This window comes from Sporosarcina sp. P2, assembly GCF_002743255.1.
GTDB lineage: Bacteria > Bacillota > Bacilli > Bacillales_A > Planococcaceae > Sporosarcina.
On the sequence record NZ_PDYY01000005.1, the window covers coordinates 188698 to 202377 of the forward strand.

General features: G+C 39.0%; 17 protein-coding genes. 10 read left to right on the forward strand and 7 right to left on the reverse strand.

Annotation, left to right across the window (positions count from 1 at the left end; translation table 11 throughout):
• Positions 1-40: 40 nt before the first annotated feature.
• A complete protein-coding gene (gene lexA / locus CSV67_RS07620) occupies positions 41-661 on the reverse strand; it encodes a transcriptional repressor LexA (protein ID WP_099630991.1) in 621 nt (206 codons plus the stop codon).
• A 192-nt stretch (positions 662-853) separates the two neighbouring features.
• On the opposite strand from lexA, the gene yneA reads away from it, so the two are divergent.
• The 6 genes from yneA to CSV67_RS07650 all read left to right on the forward strand — a co-directional run bounded on the left by yneA (position 854) and on the right by CSV67_RS07650 (position 5181).
• Positions 854-1183 (forward strand): cell division suppressor protein YneA, encoded by a 330-nt coding sequence (gene yneA / locus CSV67_RS07625; RefSeq protein ID WP_143560693.1) that lies wholly within the window; start codon positions 854-856, stop codon positions 1181-1183.
• Positions 1180-1833, forward strand: a complete 654-nt coding sequence (locus CSV67_RS07630) for a YneB family resolvase-like protein (RefSeq protein WP_199173151.1) — start codon at positions 1180-1182, stop codon at positions 1831-1833. The genes yneA and CSV67_RS07630 overlap by 4 nt, the downstream gene beginning before the upstream one ends.
• A 67-nt stretch (positions 1834-1900) precedes the next feature.
• Complete coding sequence (locus CSV67_RS07635; RefSeq protein WP_099630993.1) at positions 1901-2137, forward strand: DUF896 domain-containing protein; 237 nt, start codon at positions 1901-1903, stop codon at positions 2135-2137.
• A 108-nt stretch (positions 2138-2245) separates the two neighbouring features.
• On the forward strand, positions 2246-4252 hold the full coding sequence (gene tkt, locus CSV67_RS07640; protein ID WP_099630994.1) for a transketolase: 2007 nt from the start codon (positions 2246-2248) through the stop codon (positions 4250-4252).
• Positions 4253-4393: 141 nt separating this feature from the next.
• Positions 4394-4834: a sporulation inhibitor of replication protein SirA gene (gene sirA / locus CSV67_RS07645; protein ID WP_099630995.1), complete on the forward strand. Its 441-nt coding sequence runs from the start codon at positions 4394-4396 to the stop codon at positions 4832-4834.
• 110 nt (positions 4835-4944) lie between these two features.
• On the forward strand, positions 4945-5181 hold the full coding sequence (locus tag CSV67_RS07650; protein WP_029053123.1) for a YneF family protein: 237 nt from the start codon (positions 4945-4947) through the stop codon (positions 5179-5181).
• 61 nt (positions 5182-5242) lie between these two features.
• Here the strand turns inward: CSV67_RS07650 and CSV67_RS07655 are convergent, their stop codons facing one another.
• Both CSV67_RS07655 and CSV67_RS07660 read right to left on the reverse strand, forming a co-directional pair.
• Positions 5243-6169 carry an alpha/beta hydrolase gene (locus CSV67_RS07655; RefSeq protein WP_099630996.1) on the reverse strand — a complete coding sequence of 309 codons (927 nt, stop codon included), beginning with the start codon at positions 6167-6169 and terminating at the stop codon, positions 5243-5245.
• Positions 6170-6190: 21 nt separating this feature from the next.
• Positions 6191-6889 carry a beta/alpha barrel domain-containing protein gene (locus tag CSV67_RS07660; protein WP_369803161.1) on the reverse strand — a complete coding sequence of 233 codons (699 nt, stop codon included), beginning with the start codon at positions 6887-6889 and terminating at the stop codon, positions 6191-6193.
• A gap of 198 nt (positions 6890-7087) precedes the next feature.
• On the opposite strand from CSV67_RS07660, the gene CSV67_RS07665 reads away from it, so the two are divergent.
• The 3 genes from CSV67_RS07665 to CSV67_RS07675 are packed head-to-tail and all read left to right on the forward strand — an operon-like array spanning position 7088 to position 8738.
• Complete coding sequence (locus tag CSV67_RS07665; RefSeq protein ID WP_099630997.1) at positions 7088-7345, forward strand: YqkE family protein; 258 nt, start codon at positions 7088-7090, stop codon at positions 7343-7345.
• A 46-nt stretch (positions 7346-7391) separates the two neighbouring features.
• Positions 7392-7856, forward strand: coding sequence for a hypothetical protein (locus tag CSV67_RS07670; RefSeq protein ID WP_158232900.1), 465 nt, complete (start codon positions 7392-7394; stop codon positions 7854-7856).
• 30 nt (positions 7857-7886) lie between these two features.
• Positions 7887-8738 carry an STAS domain-containing protein gene (locus CSV67_RS07675; protein ID WP_099630999.1) on the forward strand — a complete coding sequence of 284 codons (852 nt, stop codon included), beginning with the start codon at positions 7887-7889 and terminating at the stop codon, positions 8736-8738.
• Between the two features lie 40 nt (positions 8739-8778).
• Here CSV67_RS07675 and serC read toward each other — a convergent pair whose 3' ends face one another.
• On the reverse strand, positions 8779-9873 hold the full coding sequence (gene serC / locus CSV67_RS07680; RefSeq protein WP_099631000.1) for a 3-phosphoserine/phosphohydroxythreonine transaminase: 1095 nt from the start codon (positions 9871-9873) through the stop codon (positions 8779-8781).
• 217 nt (positions 9874-10090) lie between these two features.
• On the opposite strand from serC, the gene ypfJ reads away from it, so the two are divergent.
• Complete coding sequence (gene ypfJ, locus CSV67_RS07685) at positions 10091-10933, forward strand: KPN_02809 family neutral zinc metallopeptidase (RefSeq protein ID WP_099631001.1); 843 nt, start codon at positions 10091-10093, stop codon at positions 10931-10933.
• A gap of 43 nt (positions 10934-10976) precedes the next feature.
• On the opposite strand, the gene CSV67_RS07690 is transcribed toward ypfJ, so the two are convergent.
• The 3 genes from CSV67_RS07690 to CSV67_RS07700 all read right to left on the reverse strand — a co-directional run bounded on the left by CSV67_RS07690 (position 10977) and on the right by CSV67_RS07700 (position 13634).
• Positions 10977-12257, reverse strand: coding sequence for an L-lactate MFS transporter (locus tag CSV67_RS07690; RefSeq protein WP_099631002.1), 1281 nt, complete (start codon positions 12255-12257; stop codon positions 10977-10979).
• Positions 12258-12462: 205 nt separating this feature from the next.
• On the reverse strand, positions 12463-13278 hold the full coding sequence (gene fdhD, locus CSV67_RS07695) for a formate dehydrogenase accessory sulfurtransferase FdhD (protein ID WP_099631003.1): 816 nt from the start codon (positions 13276-13278) through the stop codon (positions 12463-12465).
• Between the two features lie 14 nt (positions 13279-13292).
• On the reverse strand, positions 13293-13634 hold the full coding sequence (locus CSV67_RS07700) for a Na-translocating system protein MpsC family protein (protein WP_099631004.1): 342 nt from the start codon (positions 13632-13634) through the stop codon (positions 13293-13295).
• Between the last annotated feature and the right edge of the window lie 46 nt (positions 13635-13680).

Genomic DNA, 13680 nt, shown 5'->3' on the forward strand with positions numbered 1-13680 from the left:
CGAAAACCTATTGAGGTTTCTCGATACACTTTTTTGATCATTAATGAATCATACGGAATACACCGATCACTTTTCCTAGTATAGAAACTTGATCTACAATGATTGGCTCCATGGAGGAGTTTTCCGGTTGGAGTCGGAAATAGTCTTTCTCTTTAAAGAAACGTTTGACTGTTGCCTCATCTTCTTCTGTCATAGCCACGACAATTTCACCATTACTTGCGGAATGCGTTTGTCTGACAATCACGCGGTCTCCGTTTAGGATGCCCGCTTCGATCATGCTATCCCCTACAATCTCCAACATGAAGACTTCATCCTCAGATGAACCGAATGTATCCGGCAAAGGAAAGTACTCTTCAATATTTTCAATCGTCGTAATTGGATTACCTGCTGTAACTTTACCGATCAACGGTACATGCATAACACCACTTTTTAACTCGTCCAATCCCTCTGGATCCAATATTTCAATGGCGCGAGGTTTTGTCGGGTCTCTCCGTATGAAACCTTTACTTTCGAGTCGTGATAAATGACCGTGGACCGTTGAACTTGATGCAAGACCGACAGCTTCTCCAATTTCACGAACGGAAGGGGGATACCCTTTTAATCGTACTTCTTCTTTTATAAACGCAAGTATTTCTTCTTGTCTCTTTGATATTTTCTTCAACAGATTCACCTCTTCTACTAGTTTGCAAGCAATGGAATACTGAACCACTATTTTGAATATAGTATAACATGTGTTCGATTACTAATCAAACAAAGGTTCTAATTTTACTTGACATAGAATCATATGTTCTCTTATAATTAAGAACAGGTATTCCGAACATGTATTCTAAAAGCGTAAATTAGAGGAGGAGTTATGATGGAGATTATTAAAGAATTTATTAAAAATAATTATTATTTTGCAGTATTATTAGTAGTTTGTGTATCATTTGCTTGGGTTCAATTCGATAAAATGGCTGAGGAAGATCACTATATGGAGATCGTTATTAATGAAGGAGATACACTGTGGCAGTTGGCTTCCAATTACTCGGAAGATATACCAACTACCCACTGGATCGAACAGGTACGTTCTTTAAATGAATTACCTACGGATCAAATCGTTTCAGGTGAATTACTGCGTGTGCCTGTTAAAATTAATAAACAAACAGATATTCGAGTAGCTGAAATAGGAGTGGGATCTAAATGATGGAAAAGAAATGTGTAATATACTGCCGAGTGAGTACGGAAAAAGAAACACAAGAACAATCTATTGTAAGGCAGCAAGAAGAACTAGAAAAATTAGCTGCTGAATTATCATATGATTGCGTTGGAATCTATACAGATCGTCAGAGTGGATATGTCATGGATCGTGAAGGTCTTCTGTCCATGTTGGATCGAATTCAAAACGGTTCAGTGGATGCAGTATTCATTCAAGACGAAACACGATTAGGGCGGGGCAATGCAAGAGTCGCGATATTGCATGTAATTGCCAAAAGTGAAACGATCGTGATTACCAATCATTCAAACGGTACGATAGAATTGAATGAAATGGACTCGATGTTGTTGGAAATTCTGGCAATCGTAGAAGAATACCAACGCAAACTACATAATGCAAAAATACGTAGAGGGATGAAGCGTGCTGTTGACAGAGGCTATGATCCATCGAAGAATTTGCGAAATATTGACCAAGGAGTGGGGCGTGAAAGACTTGAGCTTCCGATAGAAGAAATTGTCTCGCTTCGTAACAAAGGTCTTACATATGAAGAAATTGCAAACGTGTTAAATGGATTAGGTCATGCTGTCAGCAAGGCCACGGTTCATAGAAGATATAAAGAGTTTGTGGCACAAGAACACTAATAGGTTGCACTTTTCCTCCAGGTTGTTTACATTTTATTAAACGACTAACTTATGGAGGTTTTTAAAGATGCTCTCAGAAAAAAAAATAAAACGTATTAATGAATTAGCAAATAAAAAGAAAACAACAGGATTATCGATCGAGGAAGCAAAAGAACAGACCCAGCTCAGAAAGGAATACTTGGAAACATTCCGTTCCAGTATGCGTGAAACTATCGAATCGGTCAAAGTAATGGACCCAGAAGGAAATGACGTAACACCTGAAAAAGTCAAACAAGCTAGAGCGAATCAAAAACCACTAAATTGATGATAGGTAAAGGATTAACATTGTAATTAACCGTGGAATTGACTACACTAGAGAAGGAATATCTACTATAAAACACTCATATGAGACAGGACGGAAAGGATGTACAGCATGACCGAAAAAATCGATCAACTGGCAATAACGACAATCCGAACATTATCAATCGATGCGATTGAAAAAGCAAATTCTGGTCACCCCGGATTACCGATGGGCGCAGCGCCAATGGCTTATACACTATGGACGCAACATTTACACCACAATCCATCAAATCCACAATGGTTCAATCGTGATCGCTTTGTACTTTCGGCAGGACACGGCTCGATGTTACTCTATAGCTTGTTGCATTTAAGTGGCTATGGTCTGACGATTGATGACTTGAGAAATTTCAGACAATGGGATTCAAAGACACCAGGACATCCGGAATATGGACATACAGTGGGAGTTGAAGCAACTACTGGACCACTTGGACAAGGAATTGGTATGTCTGTAGGTATGGCAATGGCTGAAAAACATCTTGCAGCAACGTATAACAAGCCAGGTTTCGATATTGTAGATCACTACACATATGCACTGTGTGGAGATGGTGATTTGATGGAAGGTGTAGCAGCAGAGGCAATCTCGATGGCAGGTCACCTTCAGTTAAACAAACTAATCGTACTTTATGACAGTAACGATATTTCTTTAGATGGCGATTTGGATATGTCATTCTCTGAGAACATTAGAAAACGCTTTGAATCATATGGCTGGAACTACGCACGAGTAGAAGACGGCAATGATACAAAATCAGTTTCTGATGCAATCGAAAAAGCAAAAGGCAATACCGGTGGGCCAACAATCATTGAAGTGAAAACTGTGATCGGCTATGGTTCACCAAACAAATCTGGTAAAGCAGATGCACACGGTGCGCCATTAGGTGAAGATGAAATGGCACTTACGAAAGAGTATTACAAGTGGACATTCGAAGAGGACTTCCACGTTCCTGAAGAAGTCTATGACCGTTTTAATTCAGCAACGGATCAACTGGGTGTTCAGTCAGAGCAACAATGGAATGATTTATTCGCAAGCTACGAAAACGAGCATAAAGAATTGGCGGCACAGTTCAAACAAGCGATTGCAAATGAACTGCCAACTGATTTGAAAGAACAAATGCCAGTTTATGAAGCGGGTGCTTCTGTAGCGACTCGTTCAGCATCCGGTGAGTCAATCAATGCATTAGCGAAAGCAGTTCCAGCTTTATTCGGCGGTAGTGCGGACCTTGCAGGTTCAAACAAGACGACGATTAAGAATGCAGGTGATTTTACTGTAGACAACTATGCGGGCCGTAATATATGGTTTGGTGTTCGTGAATTCGCGATGGGGACGGCTTTAAACGGCATGGCTCTCCATGGCGGGGTGAAAGTGTTTGGCGGAACATTCTTCGTGTTTAGTGATTATGTACGTCCTGCTATTCGTCTGTCCGCATTGATGGGCTTACCTGTGACTTATGTCTTCACACATGACAGCGTGGCTGTCGGTGAAGACGGACCTACTCATGAACCTGTGGAGCAATTGGCTTCATTACGTGCAATGCCTGGATTGTCTATCATCCGCCCTGCTGATGGAAATGAAACATCTGCGGCATGGCATATTGCTACCACTTCAAAAGACACGCCAACTGTCCTAGTATTGTCTAGACAAAACCTTGAAGTATTGCCTAAATCACAAGAACTTGCGATGGAATATGTACCAAAAGGTGCGTATGTCATATCACCTGCTACTAAAGAGCAAGCAGACGGTTTACTACTTGCAAGTGGCTCGGAAGTAAGTCTTGCGGTTGAGGCACAGAAAGCTCTTAAAGAGCAAGGTATCGACGTTAGTGTTATTTCCATGCCTTCTTGGGATCTATTTGAGAAGCAGGATCAAGCATATAAAGATACTGTTCTGCCAAAGAACATCAAGAAAAGAGTAGCGATTGAGATGGGCGCTTCTCTGGGGTGGCATAAATACTCAGGCGATGAAGGAACTGTCATGGCAATTGATACATTCGGTGCAAGTGCACCAGGCGACTTAGTCATTGAAAAGTTTGGCTTTACGGTTGAAAATGTCGTGAAGGAAATGACAAATCTAGTAAATAAATAAACAGACCTAACGCACGGCTTTTATTAAAGAGCCGTGTGTTTTTTTGCGCAGCTTTACGACAATAATAGTGAGGAAGTTTTCCGCAAACTGACACGATTTACTAAGGACAAGTTCTATGATAGATAGTAGGAGGTGTTCGTTATGAGGAAGTATGAAATTTTTAAAATTAAGTCAGCGTATCAATCCTTCATAATGGGGCGTGAACGTTTATTATTTGAGCTACTAACAGTAGGTCCTTCTACGAACTATCATGAAATTGAATATTTATGTGATCAATTAAATCAAAGAGAACTTGATCATATCATTCAGAATAACTTGGCGAAAAGTTTTGATGAACTGGATTCATATCATAATGAATACCGTTTGACACACTTAATCAAAGGAGAAGTCTTCATCAAAATGGGTACGCATAGTATACAAGTGTATTGTCAAGGATCACGGATGTTGGATCTAGATCTATTTGTAGCGCTATCCTCTTCAACAGATCGTTTTTTTGCCGTGATGAATGAACAGGAAGAATGTGGGTGGCTCAAACCACTTAAACACTCTGAACGCATGATACTAGAAAATTCGATGATGTAAAAACTTCCGCACAATTTGCATACAGTCATTGCTATTCACTGCTGCTATGTTGTATAATCCTTCTTGGTAGTATGTAATCGAACTATTTTTATGAGGGAGGTTTGGCAGTAATGACTTTATGGATAGCAATTTTATTGATCGTCGTCGCTTTGATCGGCGGAGTAGCTCTCGGCTTTTTCATAGCACGTAAATATATGATGAATTATTTGAAGGACAATCCGCCAATTAATGAACAAATGTTACGTATGATGATGATGCAAATGGGACAGAAACCTTCTCAAAAGAAAATTAATCAAATGATGGCTCAAATGAACAAGGTTCAAGACAAGCCAGCCAAAAAAAAATAAAGTAAAACTCCGTGATTAGCAAGTTCGCTGACACGGAGATTTTTTATTTTCTATTATATTGTCATGAATATAAACGGAAGCGATTCAAAAACCTTTGAACCGTTTGTAAATATTCATCGGGGTTATCATTATACGATTTGGCATGTGCTCCTTTCGCAAAAAGCTTCATCATTTTATCGCCTTCTTTTAATTCGTATAACTCTTCCGTCATTTGCGGCAAAATGAACGTGTCTTCCATGCTGTGGATGAATAACACGGGTTTATCAATAAACTTCATTACTTCGCGGGGGGAAACCGCCGCTGAAGTATAGCCATCACGAATTTTTAAAAATAAATTGGCGATTCGCAAACTCATAGAAGTCTTAAACGGCATCTCCGTACGAATGATATGCAATAGTTGCTCTGAGAAATCCGAGAATGGACAATCGGCTATATAGAAATCTGCCTCATCTTCATAGGTACCTGCGTACAAAAGCGTAGTGGCGGCTCCCATGGATTCACCGTGTATGCCAATTAAAGCGCGCTTACCTACACGTTTACGAACAGCTGTTACAACTTCTTTCAGGTCCATTTTTTCATAGAATCCAAAACTTGTTGTTTTTCCACCAGAGTCACCATGCCGCCGATGATCAAAAATAACAGAATTAAATCCTAAACGTTCAAACAGACGTGCATATTTGATGGAATTCACTTTGTTTTCTGTTACGCCATGGCAAATGACAACCGTTCGCGTTGTATCCAAAGGCCGCAAGAAAATCGCGCGTAAGTTATAGCCGTTAGGTGAAGGGATCCAAATGTCATCTTTTCTAATAGTTTCAAACCACTGACGATCAAAGCGTTTAGCAATCATCTCGCGCTGCAAAATAACTTCTGAGTCTTTGGTTTTTAAATACATTAGACGATTAGTGACAAGTATCCCGAAAAATGTTAGAAGCGCCGTAAAAACACTTGACGTGATACCGAAAATATACATTACTCTACGTCTCAACAAAATCCTCCTTCCTATTTACTATTTTCTCCTATATAAGTTATACATGGTTGTTTCAATAGGACGTGATAGATAAGGTGCAACTTCATCCACTGCTACACGTATTTTGTCCATATCAATCCCTGCTTGCATAGAGGCGTAATTATTAGCCAACCCAAATTTATAGGTATCATGGAAATGTGCTGTGAGCAAAATGTCTGGAAATTGCTTTTTCAGTTCATGAAACAGTGTAAAACTGGCTAAAGGATTTGCCATACTATCAGTATCTGCCACACTTAATTCATCTACACCCATATCGACAAACTTCTTACAAAGAGCTAGAGTTTTTTCAAGTGGAATGAAATCTTCATACGGACAGTGAAATGCTGTAGAAAGACAGGCTCTCACAAACTGATGATTATTTTTGAGCCGATTGATAATTGGTCGTAGTGTCTCCGTGCTTTCTGTAGTGGATTGATTGATATTATGTTGGTTGAATGTGTCACTTACGCCTAAAAACACCGCCATACTATCTGCACCAGCTTTTAGGGCATTCTCCACACCATGTGCATTCGGTGTGAGAACAAGTTGCCTGCCTTGTTTGCTTACCCGATTCATAATTTCTTTGGAGTCTGACATTTGAGAAACCCACTTAGGCGATACAAAAGAAGTAACTTCCATTTCATGTATACCTGCCCGCTGTAAAGCGTGTATAAAAGCTAATTTTTGATCAGTTGGGATACTGTGTTTTCATTTTGTAAACCATCGCGTGGTCCAACCTCGATTAACGTTACGTTCTTTGGTAAACTATACATAAACATCCCTCCTTCAATCTATTGTACTTAAAATAAGTGAATAAGGGCAATGTAAAAACCTTGCCAATTAACTTGATATAACAATAATATGCAACTCTTTATCAAATAGAAAGTAGTGATTAGTATGTCAAAAAAACAACGAAAAGTATCAAATAATCGGAGCAACCATATCATAGATGATTCTGCAACTTCACTTTCAGATTTAGTAAGTGATGATATGTTAGCTAAATTAAAAGGAATGAAACGAGAGATGAAAGTGGAAGAAGAAATAAAACTAGAACAAGAAAAAGAAAAACGCATTCAAGAGCGAAAAGAACGTGAAAAAAATAAAAGTTTTGAAGAATTACTGGAGGAATACGGATATGACGGAACAAAGTATTAAGAATACTAGAACAGTAGGTGTGGGAATTGGTATACTTGTCATATAAATGTTTGATAAAAAGGTCTTTTACACAGGAGATGAAGAAATGAAGTTTTTGTATATTACGTATCATAAGAAACTACATCTTCAAAAAGAACTTATATCTGAAAGCCTTTTGAAACGTGTTCATTCAGCACCTATTGAGCATGCAATTGTTTATTGGTTGCAAAAAAATCTAGAAACTGTTGAAACAGTAGATTCTATTATATCTTATGATTTACCTAAGGAAATGGTAGAAATTTTTTATACTACATTATTAGATGTGTATGCGGAAAAATCCAAGGAGTCTCCAAGACCCTGGAAATTTTTGCCGAACCCAACTGACGAACAGTATATGTTTCCAATTGCGCAATATGAAAAAGAATACGGAATCACGTATTATGAATCTATATACAAATACATAACGGTTCTCGGGGTCATATTAAATATATTTGACTTTGAATCTAATCAATTAATTATATACATTCGATAACATAGAGGAATGTATCCAGGGGGATGTAAGATGAAACAGCTCGATGTTAAGCTTTATGAGTATTTACTAGCAAAGCTACCTGAAATTACAACTTCTTGGCTAGCAATGAGAAAAGTGGAAAAAAACTCTATTTATTCGATAACTGCACATCCAGAAATGGAACAAACACTTCGGGAACAAAATAAACTCACAAATTTAACAGTCATCAGCAGTTTACTTGATGATCCTGAAATCTTTGAGAAGAATAAAATAAAATGGGCAGCGGTTGTCGCCCGTAGCAGAGTGAAAAGTAATACACCTATAGAAGATGTAATTCAAGCTTTGAGTAATGTTCGTTTAACATATTGGCGCTTCGTAAAAGAATTTTATTTGGTCCATAAAGACGAAATTACAATTGATGATTATATGCGCTGGAGTGAAACCATTAATAATGCATTTGATCAGATCTACATTAGTTTCGCAGAAGCCTACAATGAATATATTAGTGGCAAGTTCGATATCCAACAAAGCTTAATTAATGAATTAAGCTCTCCCGTCATCAAAATTACTGACGAAATTGGCGTGGTACCGCTAATTGGAGAGTTGGATGAACTGCGTGCACAAAGTATGTTGGAAAGCATTCCAGAGAAAAGTTTAGAGTCTGGTATTGAACACTTATTCATTGATTTATCGGGTGTGACCGTTATTGATACACATGTAGCCCAGCAGATTTTTCAAGTGACAAAAGTGTTATCTCTATTAGGGACGAGATGCACAATTACGGGGATTTTACCGGCAATTGCTCAAGCATCGACAGAGCTTGGTTTAGACTTTAAAAATATCCAAACATTTAGTTCTTTACAATTAGCATTTCAAAAAGAATTTTTAATTGTGGAGCAGTAAAAAGCCAAGTCACTTATAAAGTGACTTGGCTTTTTAGGTTTTATTTATGTTTTTCTTGAAAATCCAGCATGAATTTCTGTAAAGCCAGACAAGCTTCAAATGGTACTGCGTTGTAAGTAGAAGCACGACATCCGCCTACGGAACGGTGACCATTCAGCCCAACGAATCCCGCCTCTTTAGCCTCTTCTAAGAATTGTTTTTCCAACTCTTCATCCGCTACACGGAACGTGATGTTCATTAATGAACGACTTCCTTTTTCAGCATGTCCTGTATAGAAACCGTTGCTGTTATCGATCGCGTCATAGATCAGATTCGCTTTTTCTTCATTGCGCTCTGCAATCTTCTCAATGCCGCCTTGTTGTTGCATCCAACCAAGAACTTCACCCAACATGTAAATACCGAAAGATGGGGGAGTGTTATATAAAGAATTACTTGATGAATGTGTTTGGTATTTCAATATAGTTGGAATTTCACTATTCGCTTTGTCCAACAAGTCTTTGCGGATAATCGCAACTGTAACGCCCGAAGGTCCGAGGTTTTTTTGTGCACCTGCATAAATCATTCCGAATTGACTGACGTCAAGTGGTCTTGACAGAATATCACTAGACATATCTGCTATTAACGGAACATTTCCAGTAGAAGGGAACTCATGGAATTGGGTGCCGAATATCGTGTTATTTGAAGTGATGTGCACGTAGGCATCCGTCTCTTTAAATGTAATTTCATCAGAAGATGGGACGCGATTATAATTTGTATTTTTTGTAGAAGCTGCTTCGTATACTTCACCTATTGTCTTTGCTTCTTTAAGTGCTTTATCTGACCATGCACCAGACATAATGTAGCTAGCTTTTTTCCCTTCTGATAAGAAATTCATTGGCACCATTGCAAATTGTAGACTAGCTCCGCCTTGCAAGAATAGTACTTCATAGTTTTCAGGAATTGAGAATAAAGAACGTAAACGCTCAATTGCTTGATTATGTACTTGTTCATAGGTAGCACTGCGGTGACTCATTTCCATAATAGACATTCCAGATTCTTCGAAATCCACTAGTTCAGCTTGTGCTTTTTCAAGAACTTCGCGTGGAAGTGCGGATGGACCCGCGTTAAAATTATAGACGGACTTTTGCTCAATCAAAAAAATCACTCCTTCATTAGTTTACAACTCTAAAGTAAAGTATATATGAAAAATCATACATGGGGAATAGCTAACTGCCAATTCGCAACAATTCGTCCAATCAATTAAGAGGGTTGTCTTGTTTGTTTCGGTGAGAAATAGGGTAAATTGAAGTCAAGTAGCTACTACATAGTGATGTAAAGTTCAGCTCACATAAAGCCGAAACGAGGGAGAGAGTATGAAAACAGATGGACGCAGAAAAAGTTCAAATGTAGAGGAGCGAAGAGGAAGGAGTGGCGGAGGCGGTGCGATTGCATTAGGCGGGGGTGGTCTTGGAATTGTTGGTATTATATTATTTCTCATTTTGGGTGGAAATCCAACAGACTTATTAGATAATAGTTCAGCAGTCCCTGAACAACCATACGTGGAAACTGCACAAGATAAAGAATTGGCGGATTTTGTTTCGGTTGTGCTTGCAGATACAGAAGTTATTTGGTCGGAGTTATTCGCTCAACAAGGAATTCAATATGAGAACCCTAAGTTAGTTCTTTATTCAGGACAAGTGGATACAGCTTGTGGCTACGGAAGTGCAGCTGCAGGGCCATTTTATTGCCCGGGTGATCAAAAACTGTATATTGACTTAGCATTTTATAATGAATTACAGAGTTCATTTAAAGCACCCGGTGATTTTGCCATGGCCTATGTAGTAGCCCATGAAGTAGGGCACCATGTGCAAACGCTCCTTGGAATTTCAGATCAAGTGATGCCGCTACGTCAAAAAATGAGTGAAAAGGAATTTAATAAATATTTAGTAAGATTTGAATTGCAAGCAGATTATTTTGCGGGAGTCTGGGCACATCATGCAAAAGGACGAGGATACTTGGAGCAAGGAGATTTACAGGAAGCAATTACTGCCGCGAGTGCGGTTGGTGACGATACGATTCAAAAACGCGCGAGAGGGTATGTTGTTCCAGAGAGTTTCACACACGGTACAGCAAAACAACGAATGTACTGGTTCGAACGTGGTTTTGAATTAGGCACTATTGAGGGTGGAGACACCTTTAATCAAACGGAAAAATAAATCTCGCGAACGTCATTCCTTTCGAAGTGACGTTCGCGAGTTTTTATTTTGTTGCGGCTATAGCGGGTTCAACTGGCATAATTCCTTCTCTTTCATTGCGTAGTCTTTTAATATCCACTCGAATGAGTAAGGAAATTAGTAGAGCCACTGCGAACAAGCCGGCGAAAAATAATAAGCTGCTTTCGTAACTGCCTGTTGTATCTTTCATCCATGCAGCAAACATCGGTCCAGCCACTCCAGCCGCAGACCATGCAGTTAAAATATAACCGTGGATGGCCCCAAGTTGTCTCGTTCCAAAAATATCACCAATATATGCCGGGATAGAGGCGAACCCCCCTCCGTAGCATGTATAGATCACGGCTAGAATCACTTGGAATATAATTGCGTTCGTGGTGAATGGTAAAATGGCAAATAGGACAAGTTGAATGACAAAGAACGTGGTATACGTATTGGGACGACCGATATAATCCGAAATCGCAGCCCAGCCAAGTCTGCCGGCCCCGTTAAAGATGCCTAGCACACCAACTAATGCGGCTGCCTGAATAGTCGTCATGCCAATACTATCAATCGCCATTGGTTTGGCAGCCGAGAGAATGGCGATACCGCAAGTCACATTAATAAACAACATTAGCCATAAATAATAAAAGCGTTTTGTTTTAACTGCTTGATTTGCTGTTAACTGAGAAAGATCTTCTTTAACTTCCGTTTTACCTAAACGAACTTTTTCAATAAATCCAGGCGGTGCCCATCCTTCTTCTGGTTTTTCTAGATACAGGGAAGAAAGTAACATAATTAAGAAGTACGATACACCGAGAATATAAAAAGTGTTCTGTAATCCGACATTGCTGATCAAGTATTCCATGATCGGACTACTGATGGCTGCAGCAAACCCAAATCCCATGATGGCCAGTCCCGTAGCGAGCCCCCTGCGATCAGGGAACCATTTGACGAGTGTAGAAACGGGTGCAATATAGCCTACCCCTAAGCCAATTCCGCCTAGCATACCGTAAAAAATATACAGCAACGGTAATGAAGACATTCCTACCGCGAGTCCGGAACCTGTCACGCCCACTCCGAAGAACACAGCTGCAAGTAACCCTGCTTTTCTTGGACCATATTTCTCTACAAAATGGCCTAAAAAAGCAGCTGATAAACCAAGAAATAAAATAGCTATACTAAACGTCAGCTGTACTTGGCTTGTGGTCCATCCAAATTCTTCAATGAGTGGATTAGTGAAGTTACTCCAGGCATAAACAGATCCGATAGAAATGTGAATACCTACTGCAGATAACGCGATCAGCCATCTGTTCTTCGTTTTTCTCATTCGTAGTCCTCCTTTTAACAATATTCTTCCACAGCTCCAATTTCAGTAACAAAAATTTGACTAATCGGTATTGTAAAAGAATAGTTGACACACTACCTGGTCATAAAATTACAATAAAAGGAATATAATTAAACAATTACTGGAATGTAAGAAGTGATTAAGGAGTATAATATTAGTAATTCACAAAATTGTCAATATTACATTTTCATGGAATCGAAAAAAGATTAGTGGTATCCATGACGATTCTTTCAGGATGTGTGTACACATTAAAAGATCTTCCACGAATGAATCCAACCGTCGTTATTCCTAAATCGTCAGCTAAACTCAAAGCTAATTCAGTAGGTGCAGACTTTGATAATACAATTTCACAACCAATTTTAGCGACTTTAAGTAATATTTCGGAGGAGATTCGTCCGCTGAACACAATGATTTTATCTCGCACAGAAATATCGTTCCTCAGACAGTGTCCATAAATTTTATCTAACGCATTATGGCGGCCGATATCCATACGGGATAATAATAATTGATCTGGAGCGCACAAAGCAGCATTGTGTACACCACCAGTATGGCGGAACATTTCTGCCTGTTCTTCCAATTGATTCATCAAGGAAAATATTTGTGCAGGTATCAGTTGAACAGAAATACTATCCATCTTTTTCGCTGTCAGTGCATCATTTGCAAAGATATAGCCTTGTCTGCTCATGCCGCAACAAGATGTGATATACCGTTTATTCTGCAATTGTTCAAAGAAAGGGTAGACTTTATCCGTATCGATGTAAATGAAGCCATTTTCAAGATCAAGTCGAATATCTTTGATTTGTTCCCACTTAGGTACGATTCCTTCTGAAGCCAAGAAGCCCACAGTCATATCCTCAATATATTCCGGAGTACATACGATCGTCGCAAATTCTTTGTGGTTTAGTTTAATTGTGATTGCATATTCAACAGCGACCTGATCTGCTTTTTCAAAAACTTTTCCATCCTGAAATCGAATAATGGATCGTTGTTGTTGCTGTTTCATAATCTTTTCTCCCTTCAGTCAATCGATCGATCGAATAAAAATACTGAAACTGCAATATCATCATCAATTTTAAAATCGCTGAATAAATGCAGAAACTTCGCCTCGACTAATTCTTCCAATGCTACAGGTGGTTCTTTTGCATATACTGCCTGAATCATGCTAGTTCGTGCACGATGCACCATCTCTTTTCCCTCTGGCGTTCCCGCTATGAACTTTTCAGTGGGAGTCAAATTACCATAGAGAGTAGAAACCACCATATTATCTATAAATATTGTATGAATTCGTTCGGGACCTTTTCCGAATAAGTCTTTTCGTAATTTACGGATGATATCATTAAATTCATGAACTTTCTTCATAGGGCACTTCCTCTTTTTGTTTGCAGAATAGTCAAATTGTTTTAAT

What these genes read in the sequence shown, in the direction of transcription:
- yneA (WP_143560693.1), top strand. Translation starts at nt 854, where the DNA reads ATGATGGAGATTATTAAAGAATTTATTAAAAATAATTATTATTTTGCA.
- CSV67_RS07630 (WP_199173151.1), top strand. Translation starts at nt 1,180, where the DNA reads ATGATGGAAAAGAAATGTGTAATATACTGCCGAGTGAGTACGGAAAAA.
- CSV67_RS07635 (WP_099630993.1), top strand. Translation starts at nt 1,901, where the DNA reads ATGCTCTCAGAAAAAAAAATAAAACGTATTAATGAATTAGCAAATAAA.
- tkt (WP_099630994.1), top strand. Translation starts at nt 2,246, where the DNA reads ATGACCGAAAAAATCGATCAACTGGCAATAACGACAATCCGAACATTA.
- sirA (WP_099630995.1), top strand. Translation starts at nt 4,394, where the DNA reads ATGAGGAAGTATGAAATTTTTAAAATTAAGTCAGCGTATCAATCCTTC.
- CSV67_RS07650 (WP_029053123.1), top strand. Translation starts at nt 4,945, where the DNA reads ATGACTTTATGGATAGCAATTTTATTGATCGTCGTCGCTTTGATCGGC.
- CSV67_RS07665 (WP_099630997.1), top strand. Translation starts at nt 7,088, where the DNA reads ATGTCAAAAAAACAACGAAAAGTATCAAATAATCGGAGCAACCATATC.
- CSV67_RS07670 (WP_158232900.1), top strand. Translation starts at nt 7,392, where the DNA reads ATGTTTGATAAAAAGGTCTTTTACACAGGAGATGAAGAAATGAAGTTT.
- CSV67_RS07675 (WP_099630999.1), top strand. Translation starts at nt 7,887, where the DNA reads ATGAAACAGCTCGATGTTAAGCTTTATGAGTATTTACTAGCAAAGCTA.
- ypfJ (WP_099631001.1), top strand. Translation starts at nt 10,091, where the DNA reads ATGAAAACAGATGGACGCAGAAAAAGTTCAAATGTAGAGGAGCGAAGA.
- CSV67_RS07690 (WP_099631002.1), bottom strand. Translation starts at nt 12,257, where the DNA reads ATGAGAAAAACGAAGAACAGATGGCTGATCGCGTTATCTGCAGTAGGT.
- fdhD (WP_099631003.1), bottom strand. Translation starts at nt 13,278, where the DNA reads ATGAAACAGCAACAACAACGATCCATTATTCGATTTCAGGATGGAAAA.
- CSV67_RS07700 (WP_099631004.1), bottom strand. Translation starts at nt 13,634, where the DNA reads ATGAAGAAAGTTCATGAATTTAATGATATCATCCGTAAATTACGAAAA.